Annotated in this window: 19 protein-coding genes, 12 tRNA genes, 3 rRNA genes and 1 other annotated feature; of the genes, 2 read left to right on the forward strand and 32 right to left on the reverse strand. The window is 38.9% G+C overall.

Annotation, left to right across the window (positions count from 1 at the left end; genetic code table 11):
- Positions 1-12: 12 nt before the first annotated feature.
- Positions 13-1,542 carry a phosphoglucomutase gene (locus tag CAR_RS06680; protein WP_013710970.1) on the reverse strand — a complete coding sequence of 510 codons (1,530 nt, stop codon included), beginning with the start codon at positions 1,540-1,542 and terminating at the stop codon, positions 13-15.
- Between the two features lie 31 nt (positions 1,543-1,573).
- Complete coding sequence (argR, locus tag CAR_RS06685; protein ID WP_013710971.1) at positions 1,574-2,029, reverse strand: arginine repressor; 456 nt, start codon at positions 2,027-2,029, stop codon at positions 1,574-1,576.
- 171 nt (positions 2,030-2,200) lie between these two features.
- Positions 2,201-2,437 (forward strand) — a binding site (T-box leader).
- A 92-nt stretch (positions 2,438-2,529) separates the two neighbouring features.
- Between argR and argS the strand changes: the two genes are divergently transcribed.
- A complete protein-coding gene (gene argS / locus CAR_RS06690; protein ID WP_013710972.1) occupies positions 2,530-4,224 on the forward strand; it encodes an arginine--tRNA ligase in 1,695 nt (564 codons plus the stop codon).
- A gap of 62 nt (positions 4,225-4,286) precedes the next feature.
- On the opposite strand, the gene CAR_RS06695 is transcribed toward argS, so the two are convergent.
- The 5 genes from CAR_RS06695 to CAR_RS06715 form a co-directional block, all read right to left on the reverse strand.
- A complete protein-coding gene (locus tag CAR_RS06695) occupies positions 4,287-4,820 on the reverse strand; it encodes an acyl-CoA thioesterase (protein ID WP_013710973.1) in 534 nt (177 codons plus the stop codon).
- Between the two features lie 2 nt (positions 4,821-4,822).
- Positions 4,823-6,073: a thiolase family protein gene (locus tag CAR_RS06700; RefSeq protein ID WP_013710974.1), complete on the reverse strand. Its 1,251-nt coding sequence runs from the start codon at positions 6,071-6,073 to the stop codon at positions 4,823-4,825.
- A 181-nt stretch (positions 6,074-6,254) separates the two neighbouring features.
- On the reverse strand, positions 6,255-6,764 hold the full coding sequence (gene trmL, locus CAR_RS06705; RefSeq protein WP_013710975.1) for a tRNA (uridine(34)/cytosine(34)/5-carboxymethylaminomethyluridine(34)-2'-O)-methyltransferase TrmL: 510 nt from the start codon (positions 6,762-6,764) through the stop codon (positions 6,255-6,257).
- Between the two features lie 37 nt (positions 6,765-6,801).
- On the reverse strand, positions 6,802-7,971 hold the full coding sequence (gene queG, locus CAR_RS06710; RefSeq protein ID WP_013710976.1) for a tRNA epoxyqueuosine(34) reductase QueG: 1,170 nt from the start codon (positions 7,969-7,971) through the stop codon (positions 6,802-6,804).
- Positions 7,972-8,328: 357 nt separating this feature from the next.
- Complete coding sequence (locus CAR_RS06715) at positions 8,329-9,177, reverse strand: methyltransferase domain-containing protein (RefSeq protein ID WP_013710977.1); 849 nt, start codon at positions 9,175-9,177, stop codon at positions 8,329-8,331.
- 199 nt (positions 9,178-9,376) lie between these two features.
- On the opposite strand from CAR_RS06715, the gene CAR_RS06720 reads away from it, so the two are divergent.
- Positions 9,377-9,811 (forward strand): DUF2188 domain-containing protein, encoded by a 435-nt coding sequence (locus CAR_RS06720; protein ID WP_013710978.1) that lies wholly within the window; start codon positions 9,377-9,379, stop codon positions 9,809-9,811.
- A 63-nt stretch (positions 9,812-9,874) separates the two neighbouring features.
- Here the strand turns inward: CAR_RS06720 and CAR_RS06725 are convergent, their stop codons facing one another.
- The 25 genes from CAR_RS06725 to CAR_RS06840 form a co-directional block, all read right to left on the reverse strand.
- Positions 9,875-10,384, reverse strand: a complete 510-nt coding sequence (locus CAR_RS06725; RefSeq protein WP_013710979.1) for a YtxH domain-containing protein — start codon at positions 10,382-10,384, stop codon at positions 9,875-9,877.
- A gap of 138 nt (positions 10,385-10,522) precedes the next feature.
- Positions 10,523-11,782 carry an aminotransferase gene (locus CAR_RS06730; RefSeq protein WP_013710980.1) on the reverse strand — a complete coding sequence of 420 codons (1,260 nt, stop codon included), beginning with the start codon at positions 11,780-11,782 and terminating at the stop codon, positions 10,523-10,525.
- Positions 11,783-11,880: 98 nt separating this feature from the next.
- Positions 11,881-12,018, reverse strand: a complete 138-nt coding sequence (locus tag CAR_RS13230) for an OadG-related small transporter subunit (RefSeq protein ID WP_013710981.1) — start codon at positions 12,016-12,018, stop codon at positions 11,881-11,883.
- A 26-nt stretch (positions 12,019-12,044) separates the two neighbouring features.
- Entirely contained in the window at positions 12,045-13,166 is a 1,122-nt protein-coding gene (locus CAR_RS06735) for a sodium ion-translocating decarboxylase subunit beta (protein ID WP_041556369.1), read from the reverse strand.
- A 45-nt stretch (positions 13,167-13,211) separates the two neighbouring features.
- Entirely contained in the window at positions 13,212-13,562 is a 351-nt protein-coding gene (locus tag CAR_RS06740; protein ID WP_013710983.1) for a biotin/lipoyl-containing protein, read from the reverse strand.
- A 13-nt stretch (positions 13,563-13,575) separates the two neighbouring features.
- Positions 13,576-13,872, reverse strand: a complete 297-nt coding sequence (locus CAR_RS06745; RefSeq protein WP_013710984.1) for an oxaloacetate decarboxylase — start codon at positions 13,870-13,872, stop codon at positions 13,576-13,578.
- A 16-nt stretch (positions 13,873-13,888) separates the two neighbouring features.
- Positions 13,889-15,304: an oxaloacetate decarboxylase subunit alpha gene (locus tag CAR_RS06750; protein WP_013710985.1), complete on the reverse strand. Its 1,416-nt coding sequence runs from the start codon at positions 15,302-15,304 to the stop codon at positions 13,889-13,891.
- Between the two features lie 83 nt (positions 15,305-15,387).
- Positions 15,388-17,028: a phosphoenolpyruvate carboxykinase (ATP) gene (locus tag CAR_RS06755; protein ID WP_041556370.1), complete on the reverse strand. Its 1,641-nt coding sequence runs from the start codon at positions 17,026-17,028 to the stop codon at positions 15,388-15,390.
- Positions 17,029-17,279: 251 nt separating this feature from the next.
- Positions 17,280-17,363 (reverse strand) — tRNA-Leu (locus CAR_RS06760).
- A gap of 34 nt (positions 17,364-17,397) precedes the next feature.
- Positions 17,398-17,468 (reverse strand) — tRNA-Cys (locus CAR_RS06765).
- A 30-nt stretch (positions 17,469-17,498) separates the two neighbouring features.
- Positions 17,499-17,570, reverse strand: a tRNA-Gln gene (locus CAR_RS06770).
- An 11-nt stretch (positions 17,571-17,581) separates the two neighbouring features.
- Positions 17,582-17,654: transfer RNA gene (locus CAR_RS06775), tRNA-His, on the reverse strand.
- Between the two features lie 44 nt (positions 17,655-17,698).
- A tRNA-Trp gene (locus CAR_RS06780) sits at positions 17,699-17,772 on the reverse strand.
- A 31-nt stretch (positions 17,773-17,803) separates the two neighbouring features.
- Positions 17,804-17,887, reverse strand: a tRNA-Tyr gene (locus tag CAR_RS06785).
- A 5-nt stretch (positions 17,888-17,892) separates the two neighbouring features.
- Positions 17,893-17,968, reverse strand: a tRNA-Phe gene (locus CAR_RS06790).
- 34 nt (positions 17,969-18,002) lie between these two features.
- Positions 18,003-18,075: transfer RNA gene (locus CAR_RS06795), tRNA-Asp, on the reverse strand.
- Between the two features lie 12 nt (positions 18,076-18,087).
- Positions 18,088-18,160: transfer RNA gene (locus tag CAR_RS06800), tRNA-Val, on the reverse strand.
- A gap of 45 nt (positions 18,161-18,205) precedes the next feature.
- Positions 18,206-18,277: transfer RNA gene (locus CAR_RS06805), tRNA-Glu, on the reverse strand.
- A 10-nt stretch (positions 18,278-18,287) separates the two neighbouring features.
- Positions 18,288-18,376, reverse strand: a tRNA-Ser gene (locus CAR_RS06810).
- 55 nt (positions 18,377-18,431) lie between these two features.
- A tRNA-Asn gene (locus tag CAR_RS06815) sits at positions 18,432-18,505 on the reverse strand.
- 12 nt (positions 18,506-18,517) lie between these two features.
- Positions 18,518-18,633 (reverse strand): 5S ribosomal RNA (gene rrf, locus CAR_RS06820).
- 90 nt (positions 18,634-18,723) lie between these two features.
- A 23S ribosomal RNA gene (locus CAR_RS06825) occupies positions 18,724-21,644 on the reverse strand.
- Positions 21,645-21,879: 235 nt separating this feature from the next.
- Positions 21,880-23,441 (reverse strand): 16S ribosomal RNA (locus CAR_RS06830).
- The 16S, 23S and 5S rRNA genes sit together here with 12 tRNA genes alongside, the layout of an rRNA operon.
- A 449-nt stretch (positions 23,442-23,890) precedes the next feature.
- Positions 23,891-24,610 (reverse strand): GntR family transcriptional regulator, encoded by a 720-nt coding sequence (locus tag CAR_RS06835; protein WP_013710987.1) that lies wholly within the window; start codon positions 24,608-24,610, stop codon positions 23,891-23,893.
- A 201-nt stretch (positions 24,611-24,811) separates the two neighbouring features.
- Entirely contained in the window at positions 24,812-26,161 is a 1,350-nt protein-coding gene (locus CAR_RS06840; RefSeq protein ID WP_013710988.1) for a PTS sugar transporter subunit IIC, read from the reverse strand.
- Between the last annotated feature and the right edge of the window lie 8 nt (positions 26,162-26,169).

Raw genomic sequence — 26,169 nt, forward strand, 5'->3', positions numbered from 1 at the left:
TTTGAATGGTATTTACAAGCGAGACGAATCTAAGTCAACTTGTTCATAAAAAAAGTCTTTCATTTTTTCTCTTAACTTTTTAATGGACCCAGCTTGATCGCTCTCGAGATTCAAAACCAGTAAAGGTTCATGTAAACTCATACGCAACAACATCCACCCAATACCATATTGTCCAGAGGTGTTTACGCGTACACCTTCTAAATTGGCAAGTTCAATTGACAGATCGCTTTCTTTCTCAATAAAACGACTGAAATCTTCCATAACCTTCTTACCAGTCGCATGAATATCTTCTGGCAAAATTTTAAACCGTACTTCATCCGTTTCAACGGGTTGTTTTAAAGTTGTGATCAAATCTGAGAAGTCTTTTCCTTCTTTTTTCAAATTCGCATCGGCCATTAATATTTTTGCAACTAAGTATGCACCATCATCTAAAAAATAATTTTCTTGGAGTGCAGCATGTCCGCTTGTTTCAATAGCCAAGCTGGTTGTTACACCTTCTTTATTCAATTGAATCGCACGATTGATTACATTCCGATACCCTGTAATGTAACGGTCTTGTTTGCCTCCTAAAGACGTGATAAACGTTTTTAGATGTTCTGAAGTAGCTGAACTTGTCACAATTGTCGTACTTGGGTTTTCTTTTATCAAAATAGCTGAAATAACAGCAATTAAATTGTTTCGATTCAGCGTGTCACCTTTACGGTCAACTAAGGCTGAACGATCTACATCTGTATCAAAAATAACGCCCATATCTGCTTTATATTGCAGAACAGCTTCTTGAATACTCTTCATCGCTTCTTTATTATCAGGATTTGGAATATGATTAGGAAAATGACCATCTGGATCTAAATATTGGCTGCCACTGATATCAGCACCTAACGGAACCAGTACTTTCTCAGCAAAAAAACCTCCAGCTCCATTTCCTGCATCCACAACAATATGACGACCGGTTAACGGTTTTTCATAATGATCTTTATCATTGATTCCTATTCGAATTTTAGTTACCAAATCTTTCGCATAATCATTCAGCAAGGGAGCTTCTGAAACTTTTCCTTGATTGTTTTCCCAAGTAACATTTTCCCAATCTGCCTGTTGCAGAATAAAGTCGATATCTTCGTGTTCCGCTCCACCGTCTTTTGTGAAAAATTTTAATCCATTGTATTCAAATGGCAAATGACTAGCCGTTATCATAACGGCACCATCACATTTGTATGAGTCATATTGCGTAGACATAAACATTGCAGGTGTGGTAGAAAGTCCTACATCTACAACATCTATTCCTGCGTTATTCAGCCCTTCTATGAAGACTGCTTTAATCCGATCAGCTGACAACCGGCTGTCATGACCTACAGAAACGGTCACTGGCTTCTTTTCATCCTCTATAGCTAATTGCTTTACTTCTTTTAGCCATACAGCATATCCATAAGCAATTTTTTCAATGTTTTCATTTGTTAATGTTATATCATGGTCTGACGTTTTTATGGCTATCCCACGAATGTCAGATCCATTTTGCAACGAAGCTAAATTAAATTCAGACTCCATAATCGATCCACTCCCTATGAAATTTTAAAGATTACGCTTCGATCCATCTTTTTAAATACTCATGCATTTTTTTAGCTTCTTCTTCATCTTTTGAAATAATTAAACAAGTGTCATTGCCGCCTACAGTACCAACCATTTCTGGAAAATCAATGGCATCTAACAATGCAGCCACCACATGCGCATTACCCGGTATAGTCATCAATACATTCGTAAACTGTACTTGGGTCAATCGAATCACAACATCTCCTAATGTAGATTGTAACTTTTCTTCATTAGACATTCGATTGTTTTGGAATATCGTATACTTAACGTTACCATTGGATGACGTTGTTTTTACTAAATGCATTTCTTTGATATCTCTTGAAATGGTTGCTTGTGTAGCCTCAACCCCTTCTTGTTTGAGATAATGCAACAACTCTTCTTGTGTAGCAATATCGTGATTTGTGATAATTTGTTTGATTGCTAATTGTCGATTTGATTTTTTCATACTGCAAGGCCTCCTTCTAATTTAACGATTCTTCTTTTGTAGTATACCAAACAATTGATGTATACGCTTATATTTTACGATATTTTTACAAAAAGGTGAATAAAAATTCTATTCTCCAAAAAGATTGGTATTCTCTTAGACAATTTGCTATAATAAATAAAGTTCAACTATATCTGCTCTATGATGAAGAGAGTACTGTTAAGAAACATTTCAAGCGAGTTGGGGCGGTGTAAGCCAACAATGTAAACTTTCAGGAACCGCACTTCGGAGAGAATAAAGCTGGTTTAAAATACAGTTCGCCTGTATCCATCAGCTCATTCGGTTTTGTTTGCCGTTATCTAAAAACAAGTGGTTTCGTCAACGGACGAAGCAACAAGAGTGGTACCGCGGGAAAACCTCGTCTCTTTTTTGATTAGCATAGAATCAAAAATAGGCGTTTTTTTTATGTCTAAAATACTAAATTCTGATCGTCAAAAGGCGTTCATCTAGGAGGAAAAAGAATGGATTATAAATTAGGTGTTGCACAAGCTTTAAAAGAGCAAATTGGTGATGCATTACCAATTGAAAAAATTGTCAGCTTATTAGAAAACCCGAAATCTGCAGAACATGGTGATATTGCGTTCCCAGCCTTTGCTTTAGCAAAAGCTTTTCGTAAAGCGCCACAACAAATTGCAACTGATTTAGGAGAAACGGTTAATTCGCCTATTGTTGAAAAAATTGAGGTTGTTGGACCCTATCTAAACTTCTTTTTAAACAAAAAGGAAGTTAGTTCTGCCGTATTAAAAGAAATTCTAGAAAAAGGTCCTCACTATGGCGATGCTGAGATTGGTGGAAACAGAAATGTTCCCATTGATATGTCATCACCCAACATTGCCAAACCCATTTCAATGGGCCACTTACGCTCAACCGTTATCGGAAATTCTTTAGCAAATATCCTAACAAAAGTAGGCTTTAATCCCATTAAAATCAATCACCTTGGTGACTGGGGAACTCAATTTGGGAAATTGATTGTCGGTTATAAACTTTGGGGCAGCGAAGAAGCTGTAAAAAATGATCCGATTGTCGAACTTTTACGCTTATATGTAAAATTCCATGAAGAAGCAGAAGAAAAACCTGAATTAGATGACGAAGCTCGCGAATGGTTCAAAAAATTAGAAGATGGCGATCAAGAAGCTCAACGACTATGGAAATGGTTCCGTGAAGAGTCACTTAAAGAATTTAACCATGTCTACGAACGCCTAGATATTACTTTTGATTCTTTTGATGGTGAAGCTTTCTATAACGACAAAATGCAAGAAGTTATGGACTTACTGGAAGAAAAAAATGTATTATCCGTGAATGACGGTGCTACTATCGTTGATTTAGAAAAATACAACTTAAATCCAGCATTAATCAAAAAATCTGATGGAGCAACGTTATACATTACGCGTGATTTAGCTGCAGCCATCTATCGTAAACGTACGTATGATTTCGCAATGTCTTTATACGCTGTCGGTAATGAACAAAGCCACCACTTCAAACAATTAAAAGCTGTGTTAAAAGAGATGGGTTATGACTGGGCAGACGATATGCACCACATTCCATTTGGTTTGATTACACAAGGCGGCAAAAAATTGTCTACTCGTAAAGGAAAAATCGTTTTACTTGAAGAAGTTTTAGATGACGCTGTTGCTTCTGCACTTGAACAAATTGAAGAAAAAAATACAGATTTGCCAAATAAAGAAATCATTGCTGATCAAGTTGGTATTGGTGCTGTTGTCTTCCATGATTTAAAAAATGATCGCTTAAATAATTTTGACTTTACTATTGAAGAAGTTGTTCGTTTTGAAGGAGAAACGGGTCCTTATGTACAATACACAAGAGCTCGCGCAATGAGTATCATAAGAAAATCAGGGATTGCTGGAATCGATACAACTGCTGACTATCCTTTAGATGATGCTTATAGCTGGGAAATTATCAAATTGCTAGAAAGCTACCCAGATGATGTTCAACGTGCCTATGAAAAATTTGAACCTTCTGTTATCGCTAAACACGCTATTCATTTAGCTCAAGCGTTCAATAAATACTATGCAAACAGTAAAGTACTTGCTGACGATGCTCAAAAACCTGCTCGTTTAGCACTTGTTCAATCTGTTGCAACAATTCTAAAAGAAGATTTAAGATTATTAGGTGTTCAAGCACCTGATCAAATGTAATAAACAACAAAAGGGATTAAGACATTTTATTTTGTCTTAATCCCTTTTTGTTATCTATTTTTTTAATCTTCATCCATCCAAGAGTTCGTCAATGTAATCTTTTGAGAAAATTGTTTGTTGAATTCTCTTTTAATAAAGCGATTTTTATTCCGTTCTTCGTACCCATTGCAGATAAATAATTCTTCTTCAGTTTCAGGTTCGATTAGAGGCACGATTGCTTTATTTTTATCGGTTTTAAATGCCACAAATGTTAAAAAGGCTGTGACCGCTAAATATTGTTCTCCAGTAAGTAAATTTTCTCCAATAACTTTACAAAAAACTTCTACAGATGATTTTCCAACACCTGAAACATAGGCTTCAATAGTAATAGCATCATTTCGTTGAATTGGATGCAGAAAATCTACTGAATCCGTTGAAGCTGTTACGGATTGTGTACGAGCATGTCTGGTCACGGCTATCGAAGCTGCAACATCCAGCATGCTCATAAGTTCTCCTCCAAATAATGTTCCGTGATTGTTTAATTGATTTGGGAAGATACTATGAGTTTGAACCACTAATGATTCGCGACATCTTTTTACAAGTCTTTTTTCATTCATACTTAAACAGATCCATTCTCTAATAATAATGCGATTCCTTGACCGCCACCAATACAAGCTGATGCAATGGCATATTTTTTTTCAGGGTGGTTTTTAAATTCATAACAAAGTGAAGTAATGATACGTGCCCCAGACATTCCTAAAGGATGACCTAACGCTACAGCTCCACCATTTGGATTCAATCGTTTGTACAGTTTTGAACCGGGTTCAATTCCTAATTCTTTCATACAACCCAGTATTTGAGCGGAAAAAGCTTCATTAATTTCTAAAATATCGATATCTTCAAGTGTCAAATTATTCTGTGCCAAAACTTTATTGATTGCATAAACAGGACCTAATCCCATTACATTTGGGTCACACCCAGCTACTGCAAAATCAACGATTTTAGCCATTACATCTAATCCGCGCTCTTTTGCAACAGAAGCTTTAGTGAAAATTTCAAAAGCTGCCCCATCATTTAATCCAGAAGCATTCCCAGCAGTGATTGTACCCTTACCATCTTTACGGAAAGCAGGTTTTAATCTAGCTAAGCTCTCCATATTTGTTCCTGGTCTCGGATGTTCATCTGCATCAATGACAGTTATACTGCCTTTGCGCCCTTTTACTTCAACCGGAATGATCTCTTGAGCAAGACGCCCACTTTCAATTGCTTGAGCAGCTTTGCGTTGACTATCCATTGCATAAGTATCTTGTTCTTCTCTAGTAATTGTATACATTTCAGCAATTTTTTCTGCAGTGTCTCCCATGTGATGAACTTCAGGGTATTGAGCGTTGGGTTGAGCATGCATATGAAGTGCTAAGTTTGCATCAATAATATTAAAGTTTCCAGCTTTAAAGCCTTCCCATCTCGATTCGAGTGGCAAATAATATTCTGAGCGAGACAAACTTTCAACTCCTCCAGCTGCAATGAAATTAACATCCATCGTCATCAATTCTTGAACTGCTGAAATAGCAGACTGAATGCCCGAACCACAAATGCGATTTACCGTCATTCCCGTCGATTGATGTCTCAAGCCAGCCTTCAACCCTATTACGCGTCCAATATTGCTTTCCTCTTGTGTTCCCATTGCTTGACCAGCAATGACTTCATCTATCTCTTCACTCGTTAAGCCAGCTCGTTTAATAGCCTCTTTGAGCGCAACCGCTCCCAGTTCTCCTGTAGGAACCGTTTTTACCCCTCCTAAATAAGCACCAATTGGTGTACGCGCTGCTCCAACAATTACAATGGGATCATCAGTTTTAAATCTTGGCATAAACTTAACCTCTCCTTAACTTATAGGGATGCATTCTTATTCATTATAATTCGTGCAAAAAAGATTATCAAACCACAATGCCCTATTTAAGCAATATTAAGAAAAGCTTTACATTTAAGATAATCATTGTCATTTATTCAACAAATAAGGATCAAATAAATTTGATCCTTAACGGTTATCATTAATCCAGTTTGTCGTTGTCGTAATGATGCGATAATTCCATATCCTTAAACCCTTGTTGACGAAGAGCCTCATAAATCAAAATAGCCGCTGTATTGGATAAATTCAATGAACGTACATGCTCGTCGTTCATTGGAATACGCAAACAATCTTCTTCATGTTCACGCATAAATTCCTCTGGTAAACCAGTCGTTTCTTTGCCAAAAAGAAAATAATGGTCACCTTCAGTAGTTGCATAATCAACGTCACTATAGACACGATGACCAAACTTTGTGATCAAATGTAGTTGACCATTTTGTGCGACTTCCATAAATGCTGCTAAATTTTTGTGGTACGTGATATGGACTTCGTTCCAATAATCCAATCCGGCTCTTTTTAGATGTTTATCATCCGTTTGAAATCCTAAAGGTTCGATCAAATGCAAATGTGTATTTGTTGCTGCACATGTTCGAGCTATGTTTCCTGTATTTGCAGGTATCTGCGGTTCAAATAAAGCAATATGGTTTGTCATGTTAATTAAGTTCCTCCTAAAATAACCTTCAAATGAATTATCTTTTTTTCTCTCTTTTACTTTTAATCGTTTCAATAGCCTGTTGTATTTCATAATAGGCTTCTTTGTCTTCTTCTTTCGTTAAAGTTTCTTCTAGAAATTCAATGACCAATTCATCTCTAGCAGAAACAATTTTTGCTATTGACCAAGCCGCTGTTCCTCGGATTACAGGTCGAACATCTTCATCAATGCAGCGCAATAGATCTGGTAAAGCTGATTTGTCTCGGTAGTTGCCTAGTGCGATAATGGCATTACGTTGGAGTGGTTTTTTCCCACGCCAAGAACCGGACATATGGCCAAATTGTTCTTTAAAATTCCTATTGCTGATAGTCAGCAGTGGTTTGAGTTTTGGCATAACACTCTCAGGATCTGGTTCCATCTCAGGATGGAAATGGGCATTTTTCCCTTTATTATAAGGACAGACAATTTGACAAATGTCACATCCATAAATAACATGTCCCATTTTCCGCCTGAATGGTTCTTCCATCATCCCTTTTGTCTGGGTTTGGTATGAGAGACATTGTTTAGCATTAATTCGTCCATCCCCTAGTAACGCTCCGGTAGGGCAAGCATCCACACAACGCGTACAATCTCCGCATCCAAAAGGGACAGGAGTATCTACTGAAAAATCAAGATTCGTAATAATTTCGGCTAAGTAAACATAGGAACCAAATTCTTCGGTAATCAGTAAGCCGTTTCTTCCGATAAACCCTAACCCTGCACGCTGTGCAACAGCTACATCTATCAGTTCTCCAGTGTCTACCATGGGTTTATACGTAGCTACTTCTCCAGCTTCACGGCGGATATATGCAATTAATTGATCCATTTTATCCCGTAAGACATCATGATAGTCGGTTCCCCAAGAAGCTCGTGCAAATTCTCCACGACGTTCTCCCTTCACCCTAGGTGGTGGAGCATCCATTTTTGTAGGATAAGCTAAAGCAATTGAAATAATCGAACGTGGATTTTCAAATATCAATTCAGGGTAAATCCGTTCTTTGATCACTTTATGTTCAAAACCAGAATGATGCCCAAGTTCTTGTTGTTTCTCTAATTTTTCTTCTAGTTCATTAAATGGATCGGCGGTTGTAAATCCAATTTTATCTATTCCAATTCGTTTACTTTCTTCAATAATTTTTTCTTTTAATGAAGTTGCTTCTCCAACCATAAGCTTCACTCCCATAAACTCAATCTTCTCGTCTATTTTAGCGCATTTTCACTTTAAAGACAAAAAATCTTTCGTAAAAATTCAATTACACTAAAAGATAGATCATCAAGATAAAAAAGAGCACAAAAAAACGCATCGCTTCGGTGTCCAGCACTGCGAAACGATACGTTAGTTAAGCCTATTACAATTCATTAACTTTTATCAAAATCTGATGGATTCCTGATAAAAACGAATGACGTTTAAGAACTTATAGGTAATATAACATCGCTGTGGTATTGTTGCAAGTGTCTGCGGCTGAGATTATTTATGAAAACGGTATATATTAACACAAAGTTCACAATTCGTTCACAATGCTCCTTATTTTTGTCCAATTAAGACACAAATATCAATGGTGACTTTTTTTAATGGATGATCCATGGCATATTCTTTAGAAGTTAGACTTGCACCCCAACTTAATGGTGTCATCTTCATTAGGTCTGCAAATAATGATGGTGTTAAATCAAATGAATACTTGATTTTTTTTATTTCCATTGATGGAAAATGTTCTTTAAACTTCGCGATAACGACCTCATTTGAATAAGTTTGTTTTTCTTCTTGATCACGGTAAAGTAATTGTCTTAATTCAATTAAATATTCTTTTTCAGGAACCACTTTAATCACTTGGCCGCCTTTTTTTAAAAGACGATCAAATTCTTTGTAATTTGAAGGTGAAAAAATATTTAGTATCGTATCATACTGTTGTGTAGCAAACGGTGATTGTGCTAAATCCGCAACGCACCAAAAGGCACTAGAAAAATGAGTAGCTGCTAATTGAATGGCATCTTTAGAGATATCAAAGCCAATCTTTTGGCCCTTTAACCCTAACTCTGTTAAATAATCTAGTTGTGAACCTTCTCCACAACCAACATCTAAAGTATGCCCTTTTTCTTTTTCAGCAATGCTTGGATAAAGTTCATCTAATAAGGGATGAAATAAGCCTGCAGTTGCAATGTTAAATCGTGAAGATAACATTTCTTTATCATACTCATTTTTTGTTCCTTTTAATAAGAAATAAAGCGTACCCTTTTTCGAAATATCAAAAAGATGTCCATTTACACAACTTAAACTATTTCCTTCTATTTTGCTAATTTCTTCTTCACAAATTGGACACTGGAACAGCTCACTATGTTCTTTCATAAATAATGCTGCTGTTTCTATTTTCTTCATATATAGCCTTCTTTCATTTAAGATAGTATCTTACTTACTTATCCATTACAGTGTTTAAATACCCATCTAACAATATACCATTATTAACCGATTATTTCATAATTACTATCAAAATACTGACTCAATCTTTTTATTTGTTTGATTAAACTAAGAATGGTATAACAGGCTTAAACAATCACTTAAAAGGAGGCTAATTTTGATGCCATGGGATATGAACGATTACCCTGTTTCATTAAAAAATTTTGACCCACTATTACGAAAAAAAACGATTGAAATTGCTAACGCTCTTTTAGCTAATGGATATGAAGATGACCGTGCTATTCCAATTGCAATTTCACAAGCTAAATCGTGGATGGAGGATGCTTCTAAAGATGAAAAAGACGCTTTTCATAAAGAAAAAAACCCTAATAAAAAGGATCAGCACGATACCTCAAGTGCTAATCCCAAGTTACTAGATAATCCTGTTGAAGTTTTTTATGAAGACGATCATTGGGTCGTAAAAACCAAAGAAGCCAAACGAGCTAGCGATACATTTGATAAAAAGAGTGATGCAGTAGATCGTGCTACTGAAATTGCTGCAAATAAGGACTCTGAAGTCATTATTTATAAAAAAGATGGTACTCGACAACAGTAAAGTAAGGCGCTTGTGATGGGTGAAACCTCATCGCAAGTGCCTTACTTTTTTATAAGCAATCCTTTAAAAAGTATCTACTGTATTATTTTCAACTTTAGCTTCATCAATTTCCATTTTTGCTTCATCAACAACCGCTATTGAAATATCTTTTGCTTCTGAAGTTGTTTGACTGACTTGATCTTTCAAACTTACAGCTGTATATTTTGCTTCGTTTACAGCTTCACTTAAATTAGCTTTTAAATTTTCTTTGCTTCCTGGTACGCCATCCTTAATATCTTTCAAATCCGCTTTTAGGATTTGAGAGTCCATTTTAAGTTGTTCTGCTAATTGTTTTGAAACCAATTGCATATCTGTTTTCAAACCAACTGCCGCATCGGTTGCAATGGCTTTAAAATCTCCGCCACGTTCTTTAGCAATGGACATATAATCGCTAGAAGATTCTTTAAGCATTTCTGCCTTATCTCTCAGCTCTAATTGATACTCTTCTCCAGATTTAGGTGCAAATAAGTAAGCTGCTACATATGCCGCCGCTCCCCCTATTACTGCTCCAAATAAAAATGTTCCTTTTGACATTTGTCATCTTCCTTTCTGTAATAAAACTAAAATTGAAGTTTCCCATAAAAAACTTTAGACTTCAATTACTTCTACTATCATTCTACATTTTTAGATTCAATATAACAAAAGTTACCCTTTTTCATTTTCAGTTTTATTTTACAAAGATAATTCTTTTTTCAAACTAATAGATTCAATACATAAACAAATGGCGTCCATTGCTGCATCTAAATCCTGTAATGATACCGGTGTTGGTGCCAAGCGAATGCTATTATCTTTAGGATTATCACCATATGGATATGTTGCACCCGCTTCTGTTATGGCAACGCCAATTTCAGCTAATGCATGAACAATATCAGTTGCACATCCGTTTTTGGTAGTCAAATGAACAAAATAACCACCTTTTGGTTCTGTCCATTTCACATAATCTTTATCTGCAAAATAATCCGTTAGTTTTTGATTGATCAAATCAAATTTCGGTTTTAAAATACGTGCATGGTCGTCCATATGTTGAGAGATATGGGTTTTATTTTTTAAAAACTTCACATGACGCATTTGATTGATTTTATCAAATCCAATCGTTTGAAAAGAAAGTTCTTTTGCTACTAAGTCAATATTACGTTTACTTGCTCCTAAAGCTGATACACCGGCACCGGGAAAAGTGATTTTTGATGTTGAACAAAACATCCATGCACGATCTGGATTCCCAGCAACTTTACAAGCTGTTAATAGATTTTTAGCTGAATGCTTATCTTCCGTCAAATGATGCACAAGGTAAGCATTGTCCCAAAGAACCATGAAATCCTCTGATCCTGTCTTCATATTGGCTAAGCGATCAACCACTTCATCTGAGTAGGTTATACCTGTTGGATTACTATACGTAGGAACACACCAAATTCCTTTTATAGCAACATCATTCTCTACAAGTCTTTCTACTTCATCCATATCAGGACCATCTTCTTTTAATTCAATCGAGATCATCTCAATACCTAAATTTTCTGTCATTGCAAAATGACGATCATATCCTGGACTGGGGCATAAAAACTTAATTGTTTCATTAGAAAGATGGCCTTTATTTCTGGAAAATAGATTAGATACGATTGCTAAGTGCATCAAACTTAAACTAGAGTTGCCTCCAATCAAAATCTCATCAAAGTCGGTTTCTAAAAGTTCAGAAAATAACTTTTTAGCTTCATAAATACCAGTTAATTCTCCATAATTGCGAATATCTACGTTACCTTGACTCATAAAATCTGATGAGGAAGAAAATACGTCCAACATTGGTTCCGATAATTGTAATTGTTCCTTACTCGGTATGCCTCTTTTTATATTTAAATTCAAAGGTTGCTCTACATATTTGTTATAAATTATTTTTAGGTGATTATAATATTTTGTTAACTCTTCTGCTGATTGTTTCATTTCTTTGTCTCCTTTCGCTTTTACTCTTCTAAAAAAGTATAGCGAAGAACAATTAAGAAAGCAAAACAAAGTTCGAGGTGAACCCTGTTTTGCTTACCTTAATTCTTATTGGAAAACCATTTGACTAAACCAGTACAAGCTAAGAAAAGAATCCCTAATACCATAAAAATACCAACCATTCCATACCCCATTAATTCTAAACCTTGTTGTAAGGCTGTATAGTCAATATTAAACATCTTTTCACCACTTTCTTCTTAAAAAATTATGAAAAGTACCCTAGTAATAGACCACCAGCAATTACTGAAGCAATCTGTCCTGAAACATTTGCTCCTGCCGCATGCATCAAGACAAAATTTTCTTTATCTTCTTCTTGAGCCATTTTTTGGATAACTCGAGCAGACATTGGAAATGCAGAAATACCAGCCGCACCAATCATAGGATTAATTTTTTCTTTACGAAATAGATTAATAAATTTGGCAAATAGTACCCCAGCAACGGTATCCATAATAAATGCAATCAATCCAAATCCAATGATTAATAACGAATCTACAGTTAAAAATAATTCTGCCGTCATTTTAACTGAAATGGTTAAACCTAGTAAGATACTAACAATGTTTACTAACTCATTTTGAGCAGTATGGCTTAATCGATCTAAAACCCCACACTCTCTTAGCAAGTTACCAAACATTAAAAACCCAACTAACGGTAAAGAAACTGGCGCTATAAATCCGGACACAATGATAACAATGATAGGAAAGAGAATACGAACTGTTTTTGAGATAGATGATGAGGTATAATGCATCCTTATCAATCGTTCTTTCTTTGTCGTTACAGCCTTAATCGCTAATGGTTGGATAATGGGTACCAAAGCCATATAGGAATAAGCGGCTACGGTAATAGGGCCTAATAACTGTGGGGCTAACTGCAATGCTACAAAAATAGAGGTAGGTCCATCTGCCGCACCGATAATACCAATCGAAGCAGCTTCTAAAATATCAAAACCAAAAATAACCGCAACTAAGATAGTAAAGAAGATCCCAAATTGAGCAGAAGCTCCAAATAGCAATAAAATCGGTTTTTGCAGCAATGGTCCAAAATCGATCATTGCTCCAATCCCAATAAAAATCAACAGTGGGAATAATTCTGTCGCAATACCAAAATCAAACAAAACATCGAGGATGCCCTCTTGTTCTTGATTATTTACTAGTTGAGTAATTAAGCCAGATTGTGGAAAATTAACCAACAGTGTTCCAATTCCCATAGGAACTAGCAAAGTCGGTTCAAATTTTTTCTTAATGCCTAGGTACATTAAGCATGCCCCAATGGCCATCATAATGATTTGTCCAATTGAAATGGATAGCATGCCAGAAAAAAATGTGCTCAAAAAATCTCCTCCCTCACTAGGAATTTGAAACGGAAATATTTATCCTTAATTTGGAGTAATCAAGATTAAAACTTCTCCAACTTCTACCGATTGATTAGATTGAGCCTTTATTTGCGAGACGACACCATCAACCGGAGCAACAATTTCATTTTCCATCTTCATTGCTTCTAATAGACAGACTGTTTCACCTGCTTTTACGGATTGATTTTCTTGTACCTTAACAGACAAAATCCTTCCTGGCATAGGAGCTGTAATTGTTACTCCTTCCATCTGATCCACGCTGCTTTTAGCCGATTTTAGGGGTTCCTTTTCTTTATTCTTATTCAATTCCCCATCAATTTCCTTTACTGAAACCTGATACAATTTACCATTTACTGTTATCTCATAATTTTTCATCAGCGCACTCCCTTTATCGAATTCGCTCAATTTTTGTTACTTGATAGCTCTTATCTTGTTGATCTTCATTGGCTAAAATCAATGCCATTAAAACTGCAATTATTTTTGTTTCTTCATCTTCATCCTTATTAAGTGCTGGAAAATTTTGGTTTGTTTGGACAAATGTCTCTGTTTGATGAGTGACTCTATGTTGTTTTGATCGCAATTGAATCAGCTGACGAAACAATTGCCACCCAATAAGCAGTACAAATAGGACTAAAAATCCAACAACAGCAATCACCACCACATCTAAATAAGAAAAACTTTCCATTTGTTCACCTCATTTTTTATAGATAGGCCGATATTCTGATTGTTTGTTCCTTAGCTTTTGTCTCTTGTTTTTGATCAACTTCTTGAGTCGAGTATTTTTTGATTAGAAATTCTTTTCCAACTTGTGGAAATAATGCATACGTTAATACATCTTCATCCGTTCTTGCACTATTTCCTATCTCTTTTTTCAAACGTTCAAACTCTGGTTGAAGATGATCAGCTGGTCGATCCGTAATAACGGGTTCATTATGGATAATCTGTTTTCTGAAATCGTCGCTGATTGGCATTGGCGGACGTCCATATGAACCATGTAAATACTCTTTGATTTCATTTGGAACCATCTTGTAACGCTCTCCCGCTAGGACGTTAAAAACCGCTTGGGTACCCACCATTTGACTCATAGGAGTTACCAGTGGTGGATATCCTAAATCTTTGCGAACTTGTGGGACTTCCTTCAAGACAGCTTCATATTTTTCAGTCGCATTGGCTTGTTTTAATTGTGAATACAGATTGGATAACATACCTCCTGGAACTTGATACAACAGTGCTTTCGGGTCTACAGCCATCATTTTTGGATCCAATTGCTGATTAGCTAAATACTTATCTCGAATAGGCTTAAAATAATCAGCAATTTCCTCCAACAGTTGGAGATTTAATTTTGTTGCTGCAAATCCTTCATTTAATGCAATAGCCATTGATTCAGTAGGTGGTTGACTAGTTCCCTCTGAAAAAGGTGAAATAGCGGTGTCTATCATATCCACACCAGCTTCAACAGCCATTAAATACGTCATTTGCGAAACACCGCTCGTAGCATGAGTGTGCAAACTAAGCGGTACAGTAAGAACGTTTTTCAGCGCGTGCACAAGTTCCTTTGCCACATGTGGTGTTAATATACCCGCCATGTCTTTTATACAAATCGAATCTGCGCCCATTTTTTCCAATTCTTGAGCTAGCTGAGTGTAATACTCTATTGTGTGTACTTCACTTATGGTATAACAAATGGTCAATTGAGCATGTTTTCCATATTTTTTCACGGCTTTTAAAGAAGCTTCCAAATTTCTAGAATCATTTAAGGCATCAAAAATTCTAAAAATATCTATGCCATTTTCACTAGCTTTTTCAACAAATTTTTCTACAATATCATCTGCATAATGCCGATAGCCCAGTAGATTCTGGCCCCTCAATAGCATTTGTAATTTTGTATGTGGTGCTCTTTTTTTTATGGCTCTTAACCTTTCCCACGGATCTTCATTTAGAAAACGAATCGCAGCATCGAAAGTAGCTCCTCCCCAGCATTCCAGTGAATAGTATCCAACCTGGTCCATTTTTTCAATAATAGGCAACATTTCTTGCGTTGACATTCTTGTAGCCATCAAACTTTGATGGGCATCTCTCAAAACGGTTTCCGTAATTTCAATCGTACGTTCTTTCATTTTTTTATACTCCTTTCTAGTAAATGAAAAGGATTAGTTAAAACGAATAAAACAGCTTATCTTTAATGCAAGTACTACACTTTTTATTCAATCAATGCTTCCATAGCTTCTAACGCTTCATCTGGTAAAACATTCATTTGATTTTTTTCCTTTTGTTCATGAATATAAGCTACACGCATTTTTAGACGTTCTTGAACTAATTGACGATACTCTTGATCGTTAAATCCGGGCTCATATCCATCTACTACTAGATAATTCAAATTACCAAGCGTTCCAAAAGGTTTAAATTCTGCTGTTCCTTCAACGATCGATTCAATACTGCTTAATGTAACAGCTGCAGTAACTTTTTTGTCTCCAAAATAGCCTGTATTTAAAATATAACAGTCGATGTTTTGGTCAGTAAATAATGCTTTAAAATGATTGTAGTCTTCTTCAAGTGGATAAATACGGAATGGATTTGCATACGGTTCAATCACAAGTTTATTGACATCGATCCCTTTTTTCAAACGTTCAGCTGTTGAACGTTTGGTAGCTAAGGTAGCTCCGAATGTTGCAGCAAGTATTGGATCATTTATTTTAATTACGGGTGGCAAGCTTTCATCTTTCATAATCCAATAGATTGCATCTATGGGTTCATCAAATTTATCTACACGATTTGAAGTAGAGTAACGTGATTTTATAGTTCTACCATTTCCATTTCGTAGATCTTCCGTTAATAGGACTTTATCGCCATTTTCATCTAGCGTGACTGCCACATTTTGTACAGTCACAAAATAATCTACTTCAACATGGTCTGAAGGGTAATCTTGTGTTTTATCAAAATAAGCGGGTTCTAATGCAATAGATGAACCATTCTTTAAGGAAATAATAAACGCATCGTCATGCAAAACTTCCACATCATATTTGTGTTGGTGTTTAGCATGCGTTAATGTAGATTTCCCTGATCCTGATAGACCAAAAAAAGCTGACACATAGTTTTTTCCATTAGCTAAGGTGAATTTTTTTTGTCCACCATGACATGCAACGTATCCTAACCTGTGAGCTGTGCCCCAAGCAAGAGTTAACGTTGCTTTCTTTAACTCTCCAAAATAATTCATACCTAAAATGACCGCTGTGTTGTGTTCTGAATCAAAATAAGCCAGTCCCATCGGATAATCCGAATGATGCCATTCTGGATCTTGATAAATAAAGATATCGCCTTCATTTATAGGTCTTGATTCAAGATACATTTCATCGTACAACTCATTACAAATTTGAAAATTTAATAACCAAGAGTATAAGTTATTTTCTTGGCCAACAGGCACACTCAAATGAGCTTTCACCATAAATTCAGGATCTAAACCAACGTAAGCTGTTCCTTTATACCGCATTTTATTTTCACCTTGATAAATAGCTTCCCGAATGATTGGAGCCAATTTAGCATCTTCTTCAGGATCTTCTCCCAGAATACGTTTTGCTGCAGCTGTACGTCCTACGACAGCACCACCATTCTCTACCAGAACTTTTGCTCCATATGGTAAGCCTAATTTTTCTGGATACTTAACTAATAAATCTGTTACAACGGTATGCATTGACTCTTTAGCCAGTAAGTATGCCTCTTCTATTGTTCCCACTTCATTAATATTGTTCCCATACATCGTTGTTTCTACTACCGCACGTAATGGCGAAAATAGAGGGTTATTTTTCCTAATTTCGGCTTTTGAAAAAGTAGATCTTGTTGACATATTATCCTCTCCTTTTTGGGTGATAAATTTGAACGGACTATACATATAATCAATAGAATTTACTCGAACATCCAAACGCTTACATCAAAAGAAAACATTCGATATTTACACCACCATCATAACAGATAGCATAAAAATAATGAATAAAGTATCCTTATATTACAAAAAAAGGTGAACTGGTAGTCGCTTACTAATTTTTTTCAAACAAAAAAAGAGCCCCAAGAACGAAATGTTCTTGGGGCTCTTTAGTATACCGGCGGCCGGAATCGAACCGGCACGCCCTCGCGGGCACAGGATTTTGAGTCCAGCGCGTCTACCAGTTCCGCCACGCCGGCATATGGACTGCTCTTTTTCATCTTTTCTGATGTAAGGCGGTAACCGGATTTGAACCGGTGATGAAGGTTTTGCAGACCTCTGCCTTACCACTTGGCTATACCGCCATCTTTTTAGTTGAATGCTATTCAATTAAACTGGGCTAGCTGGATTCGAACCAACGCATGAGGGAGTCAAAGTCCCTTGCCTTACCGCTTGGCTATAGCCCATTAAAAAAAAAGGCGACTGATGGGGTTCGAACCCACGCATGCCGGAACCACAATCCGGTGTGTTAACCACTTCACCACAATCGCCATGGTAATAATCTATTCTTTTTTGCCAATCTGATTCTAAAAAATGGCAGGGGTAGTAGGAATTGAACCCACACTGATGGTGTTGGAGACCATAGTTCTACCTTTAAACTATACCCCTATCTGATAAAAGGGTGCTGCTTTTTAAAAAATGGTGGAGGGGGGCAGATTCGAACTGCCGAACCCGAAGGAGCGGATTTACAGTCCGCCGCGTTTAGCCACTTCGCTACCCCTCCATAAATGGTGGCCTGGGACAGAATCGAACTGCCGACACCTTGAGCTTCAATCAAGTGCTCTACCAACTGAGCTACCAGGCCATTATAAAAATGGTTTATTTAATTGTTAAACCAACGGTCTCGACGGGAATCGAACCCGCGATCTTCTGCGTGACAGGCAGACATGTTAACCCCTACACCACGAGACCTTTTTGAAACAATGGAGGTTGACGGGATCGAACCGCCGACCCTCTGCTTGTAAGGCAGATGCTCTCCCAGCTGAGCTAAACCTCCGAGTGAATCCTTACTGCATTCCTTAACCAGTAACGTCGTTACTGATGACCCGTACGGGAATCGAACCCGTGATACCGCCGTGAAAGGGCGGTGTCTTAACCGCTTGACCAACGGGCCGTTTTTTGAACGGAGAGTAAGGGATTCGAACCCTTGAGACAGTGTTCACCGCCTACATGATTTCCAATCATGCTCCTTCGGCCGCTCGGACAACTCTCCAGATTCGGTTCACCAAAACTATTCACGTTTTTGTTTACATAGTTTGACTATGGAACTCCGCAAGTAGGACTCGAACCTACGACATCATGATTAACAGTCATGCGCTACTACCAACTGAGCTATTGCGGAATAATTGAATCTGCGTGGCAACGTCCTACTCTCACAAAGGGAAACCCTTCACTACCATCGGCGCTAAGAAGCTTAACTTCTGTGTTCGGCATGGGAACAGGTGTGACCTTCTTGCCATCATCACCACACAATTTCAATCGAAAGTCCGTTGGACTCTCAAAACTGGATAAAGTTTAAAGTGTAATTCGTTTGCTTACCTTCGTACACCGGGTATTGCTTTGGTTAAGTCCTCGACCGATTAGTATTGGTCCGCTCCGTATATCGCTATACTTCCACTTCCAACCTATCTACCTGATCATCTCTCAGGGGTCTTACTCACTTACGTGATGGGAAATCTCATCTTGAGGGGGGCTTCACGCTTAGATGCTTTCAGCGTTTATCCCGTCCACACATAGCTACCCAGCAATGCCCTTGGCAGAACAACTGGTACACCAGTGGTGTGTCCATCCCGGTCCTCTCGTACTAAGGACAGCTCCTCTCAAATTTCCTACGCCCGCGACGGATAGGGACCGAACTGTCTCACGACGTTCTGAACCCAGCTCGCGTACCGCTTTAATGGGCGAACAGCCCAACCCTTGGGACCGACTACAGCCCCAGGATGCGATGAGCCGACATCGAGGTGCCAAACCTCCCCGTCGATGTGGACTCTTGGGGGAGATAAGCCTGTTATCCCCAGGGTAGCTTTTATCCGTTGAGCGATGGCCCTTCCATGCGGAACCACCGGATCACTAAGCCCGACTTTCGTCCCTGCTCGACTTGTAGGTCTCGCAGTCAAGCTCCCTTATGCCTTTACACTCTGCGAATGATTTCCAACCATTCTGAGGGAACCTTTGGGCGCCTCCGTTACTCTTTAGGAGGCGACCGCCCCAGTCAAACTGCCCGTCAGACACTGTCTCCCAGCCCGATAAGGGCTGTGGGTTAGAGTGGTCATACAGCAAGGGTAGTATCCCACCAACGCCTCCACCAAGACTGGCGTCCTGGCTTCAATGGCTCCTACCTATCCTGTACAAGCTGTACAAACACTCAATATCAAACTGCAGTAAAGCTCCATGGGGTCTTTCCGTCCTGTCGCGGGTAACCTGCATCTTCACAGGTACTATAATTTCACCGAGTCTCTCGTTGAGACAGTGCCCAGATCGTTACGCCTTTCGTGCGGGTCGGAACTTACCCGACAAGGAATTTCGCTACCTTAGGACCGTTATAGTTACGGCCGCCGTTTACTGGGGCTTCAATTCTGAGCTTCGCCCGAGAGCTAACCCATCCTCTTAACCTTCCAGCACCGGGCAGGCGTCAGCCCCTATACGTCATCTTACGATTTTGCAGAGACCTGTGTTTTTGATAAACAGTCGCCTGGGCCTATTCACTGCGGCTGACCAATTGGTCAGCACCCCTTCTCCCGAAGTTACGGGGTCATTTTGCCGAGTTCCTTAACGAGAGTTCTCTCGCACACCTTAGGATTCTCTCCTCGACTACCTGTGTCGGTTTGCGGTACGGGCAGTTTGTTTCTAACTAGAAGCTTTTCTTGACAGTGTGACATCGGGAACTTCGGTACTTAATTTCCCTCCCCATCACAACTTGTTCTTAAAGAAGCAAGCATTTGACTCACTTCAAAACTTGTTGCTTGGACGCGCATATCCAACAGCGCGTATTCCTTAGCCTACTGTGTCCCTCCATTGTTCAAACAAAACAAACTGGTACAGGAATCTCAACCTGTTGTCCATCGTCTACGCCATTCGGCCTCGACTTAGGTCCCGACTAACCCTGGGAGGACGAGCCTTCCCCAGGAAACCTTAGTCATTCGGTGGACGGGATTCTCACCCGTCTTTCGCTACTCATACCGGCATTCTCACTTCTAAGCGCTCCACTAGTCCTCACGATCTAGCTTCAACGCCCTTAGAACGCTCTCCTACCATAGAACCAATGGTTCTATCCACAGCTTCGGTGTTATGTTTAGCCCCGGTAAATTTTCGGCGCAGGGTCACTCGACTAGTGAGCTATTACGCACTCTTTAAATGATGGCTGCTTCTGAGCCAACATCCTAGTTGTCTAAGCAACTCCACATCCTTTTCCACTTAACATAAACTTTGGGACCTTAGCTGGTGGTCTGGGCTGTTTCCCTTTCGACTACGGATCTTATCACTCGCAGTCTGACTCCCGGATATAAATCAATGGCATTCGGAGTTTATCTGAATTCGGTAACCCGAGAAGGGCCCCTAGTCCAAACAGTTGCTCTACCTCCATGATTCTAATTCCGAGGCTAGCCCTAAAGCTATTTCGGAGAGAACCAGCTATCTCCAAGTTCGATTGGAATTTCTCCGCTACCCACACCTCATCCCCGCATTTTTCAACATACGTGGGTTCGGTCCTCCAGTGCGTATTACCGCACCTTCAACCTGGACATGGGTAGATCACTTGGTTTCGGGTCTACGACCACATACTCATTCGCCCTATTCAGACTCGCTTTCGCTGCGGCTCCGTCTCATCAACTTAACCTCGCATGGGATCGTAACTCGCCGGTTCATTCTACAAAAGGCACGCTATCACCCATTAACGGGCTTTAACTATTTGTAGGCACACGGTTTCAGGGGCTATTTCACTCCTCTTCCGAGGTTCTTTTCACCTTTCCCTCACGGTACTGGTTCACTATCGGTCACTAGGGAGTATTTAGCCTTGGGAGATGGTCCTCCCGGATTCCGACGGAATTTCTCGTGTTCCGCCGTACTCAGGATACTGATCAGAGTGAAATGGGTTTCGATTACAGGGCTTTTACCTTCTTCGGCGGACCTTTCCAGGTCGCTTCTTCTACCAATCTCATTTATGACTCTATGTGTTCAGTCCTACAACCCCAGAAAGCAAGCTTTCTGGTTTGGGCTATTCCCGTTTCGCTCGCCGCTACTCAGGGAATCGATTTTTCTTTCTCTTCCTGCAGGTACTTAGATGTTTCAGTTCTCTGCGTCTACCTCTACTGACCTATGTATTCAGTCAGTAGTAACATCCTATCAAAGATGCTGGGTTCCCCCATTCGGAAATCTTTGGATCAAAGCTCACTTACAGCTCCCCAAAGCATATCGGCGTTAGTCCCGTCCTTCATCGGCTCCTAGTGCCAAGGCATTCACCGTGCGCCCTTATTAACTTAACCTATGGTTAACAGTTAATTTTTAAACCTCATCTTTCGATGAGAACCTTAAAAAAACTCATTTTTAAAACTTTTCGGTGTGTTTCTGGTTTGTTACTTGAATTACACTTTTTAACTTTATCCAGTTTTCAAAGAACAACGTCTTGCCGCAACCAAAGTTGCGTTTTTTGAGAAGATTAGACCTCTCAAAACTAAACAAAGTAAGTACGAATGTGTGGGTTTCCGTTATATTCCTTAGAAAGGAGGTGATCCAGCCGCACCTTCCGATACGGCTACCTTGTTACGACTTCACCCCAATTATCTGTCCCACCTTAGGCGGCTGGCTCCCAAAAGGGTTACCTCACCGACTTCGGGTGTTACAAACTCTCGTGGTGTGACGGGCGGTGTGTACAAGACCCGGGAACGTATTCACCGCGGCGTGCTGATCCGCGATTACTAGCGATTCCGGCTTCATGTAGGCGAGTTGCAGCCTACAATCCGAACTGAGAATGGCTTTAAGAGATTAGCTTGGCCTCGCGACCTTGCGACTCGTTGTACCATCCATTGTAGCACGTGTGTAGCCCAGGTCATAAGGGGCATGATGATTTGACGTCATCCCCACCTTCCTCCGGTTTATCACCGGCAGTCTCACTAGAGTGCCCAACTGAATGCTGGCAACTAATAATAGGGGTTGCGCTCGTTGCGGGACTTAACCCAACATCTCACGACACGAGCTGACGACAACCATGCACCACCTGTCACTTTGTCCCCGAAGGGAAAGCCCTATCTCTAGGGTGGTCAAAGGATGTCAAGACCTGGTAAGGTTCTTCGCGTTGCTTCGAATTAAACCACATGCTCCACCGCTTGTGCGGGTCCCCGTCAATTCCTTTGAGTTTCAACCTTGCGGTCGTACTCCCCAGGCGGAGTGCTTAATGCGTTAGCTGCAGCACTGAAGGGCGGAAACCCTCCAACACTTAGCACTCATCGTTTACGGCGTGGACTACCAGGGTATCTAATCCTGTTTGCTCCCCACGCTTTCGAGCCTCAGCGTCAGTTACAGACCAGAGAGTCGCCTTCGCCACTGGTGTTCCTCCACATATCTACGCATTTCACCGCTACACGTGGAATTCCACTCTCCTCTTCTGCACTCAAGTTCTCCAGTTTCCAATGACCTTCCCCGGTTGAGCCGGGGGCTTTCACATCAGACTTAAAGAACCGCCTGCGCTCGCTTTACGCCCAATAAATCCGGACAACGCTTGCCACCTACGTATTACCGCGGCTGCTGGCACGTAGTTAGCCGTGGCTTTCTGGTTAGATACCGTCAGGGGATGAGCAGTTACTCTCATCCTTGTTCTTCTCTAACAACAGAGTTTTACGATCCGAAAACCTTCTTCACTCACGCGGCATTGCTCCGTCAGACTTTCGTCCATTGCGGAAGATTCCCTACTGCTGCCTCCCGTAGGAGTCTGGGCCGTGTCTCAGTCCCAGTGTGGCCGATCACCCTCTCAGGTCGGCTACGTATCATCGCCTTGGTGAGCCATTACCTCACCAACTAGCTAATACGCCGCGGGTCCATCCATAAGCGGTAGCCGAAGCCACCTTTTTTCCATTCGCCAGGAGGCGATTAGAAGTATGCGGTATTAGCATCCGTTTCCGAATGTTATCCCCCACTTATGGGCAGGTTACCCACGTGTTACTCACCCGTCCGCCACTCTTTGACTTCGGTGGGTGCAAGCACCCGGTGAAATCAAAGCGTTCGACTTGCATGTATTAGGCATGCCGCCAGCGTTCGTCCTGAGCCAGGATCAAACTCTCATATAAAATGATGCTTGAAGCTCATATTGATTGCTAGCGAATAATTATTCACTAATTTTGTTACTGTTGACTTAGCACTGCTAAGTCACCCTCACATTTGGTTCGTCTTACTTTGTTTAGTTTTCAAAGGTCTAAAGCGTGTTGTAACAGTCCGTTGCAACTTCTATATAATAACAAGTTATTTTTTAAATGTCAATAACTTTTTTATAAAAATTATTTGAAAAGAATTTTTATTCATATTTTTGAAAGTTACTTGCTCTAACAACTCCTATAACTTTACATGCTTTTTACAAAATTGTCAACTATTTTTCTTTAAGTTCTTAAAATTAATCCGATTCATTCAATAAATAGTCTTCTATCTCTCTACAGATTTTTTTCTATCCATTTTTCTAGGATTTAGACTCGAAGTTCAATAGGTTTAAAAATTCGAATCTATTCCCTTTTTTCATTAATCTTTACTCATGTTGCGTATTATTAAAACACATTTCTACCATATCATAACGGTGCCTTACTTTTGAGTATTCGAAAGGTCTTCCATTTTCAAGGAACATTACTTTTGTAACCTCAAGAACAGGCTCGTTATCTTTGCAATTTAAATACTGTCGATCCTCTTCATTAGGAGGTGCAGCCTTTATAAACTGTTGATTTCCACCAAAAATTAGTCCTACATCTTGGCGAATATAGTCATAAACTGAACGTTCTAATATAGTAGGGGTTATGTTCGGCACCAGTTCTACTGGAAGTAATGAATATTCTATCGAATAGGGTTTATTATTAATAACTCTTAAACGTTTGATTTCATATACTGGAGATTCATTTTTGATCATTAATTGTCCACATTCTTCCTCACTTGGAAATCGAACATTAAAAGCTAATACTTTGTTAACTAATTCGGTCTGTTCTCCTATTTGATGAGTTAATCCAATATTTTGTCCAATTTTAATTCCTGTATCAGTTGTCTGCGCAATATTTTTTTTGACGTAAGTGCCAGAACCCTGAACTGAAAAAACCAGTCCCTCGATAGACAATAAATCTAGTGCTTTTTTAATTGTGACTCTACTTGTATCAAACTTTTCTGCTAATTCGTTTTGATTGGGCAATTGACCACCTTTTGGGTAATTCCCTTGTTTAATTTGTTTTCGTAATTCATCTGCAACATTTTTGTATTTCGCCATTGTTCTCACTCACTTCATCTTATATAATTTATGTTATTCCCTCTATTTTCCTTAGTATATCATATCCTCAAAACCATCCATTAACTCAAATAGAAAGAACTTGAGATGCCCCTTTCGTAAAATCATGGGACTCTCAAGCTCAATAGGTTCTCATATCATTTTACTTCAGCGTACAATTAATACTTTAAATTTATTAAACTATTAATTATTTATAGTAACTTCATCTAATTCTTTTACTTCTTCAGTACGACCTGGTTCTTCAACGAGTTGACGGCTATTAGAAATTTTAACAAATGGCAAGTAAATTAATGTAGACACGACTATACAAATTAATTGAGTCGCAACTGCTCCTAAACTACCTGCTGTCGCTAAGTAAGCACTAATAATTGGTGGTGTAGTCCATGGAATCATGACAACTGCTTTTCCAGCAAAACCAATATAAGTTGCTACATAACCGATTACACCTGTAATTAGTGGTGTAACGATAAATGGAATAGCTAAGATAGGGTTTAACATGATTGGCATTCCAAATATTACGGGTTCATTAATATTGAATAAACTAGGTCCCATAGATAATTTGGCAATTTCTTTCATGTCATCCCTTTTACCAACGATAAAGATAGCAAATAACAATCCAATCGTTACTCCAGAACCACCAATATTCATGTACATGTCCCAGAAAGGCATATTGATAATATTCGGGATTTCTTTACCTGCATTAAATGCATCTGTGTTGACTGCTATTGAAGCTAATAATAATGGTTCGCGAATCGGTTTAATCATTTGGTTTCCATGTATTCCGATAACCCAGAAGAACTGAGCCACGAACATCAAAATTAAGACACCAGGTAATCCTTGCATAACATTTTCTAATGGTGCTTGAACAACCATATAAATAATATCGTATAGATACATACCAGTTATACGGAAAATAGCAAATCCTGCTGTGGCTATCATAGTGATCGTTAAGATTGTCGGAATCAACGCTGAAAAACTTCTTGATACATTTGAAGGTACACTGTCAGGCATTTTTATGTTTATTTTATCTTGTTTGCCTAGCCAAGTGAATAGTTCTACCGAAACAATTGCGATAAACATTCCTAAAAATAATCCTTTTGTATCCGTATAGTTACGAGACAAAACATTTTCTACTACACGCATTTTGTCATCCACTAACAACTCTAAAGTTGTTGGGTTGACGGTTATATAACTGATAACTGCTAGTAAACCAGGAAAGTATCCACTCTCTTTATTTAAGTTACCAATTTCCAGTCCTATTAAAAAGACTGCACTAATTGTCAGCATATTCATCGTTGCATAATTAATCGATTGTGCAATCGGTTTCAATTCTTCTAAAAATGATAAAGCATCTATTTGTGCCAAACCATTTGTTGAATCAAAAACCATATTAGAAAATAGTGTTGCAAAAGCCCCCGTGATGATGATCGGTATTAGAGCAGTAAAAGCATTTTTGATAGCTATAATATACTTATAGCTGTTAATTTTGCTAGCCATATTCCCCAGCATTATAATCCATTTATTATCTTCCATTCTTATCT

The organism is Carnobacterium sp. 17-4 (genome assembly GCF_000195575.1).
GTDB lineage: Bacteria > Bacillota > Bacilli > Lactobacillales > Carnobacteriaceae > Carnobacterium_B.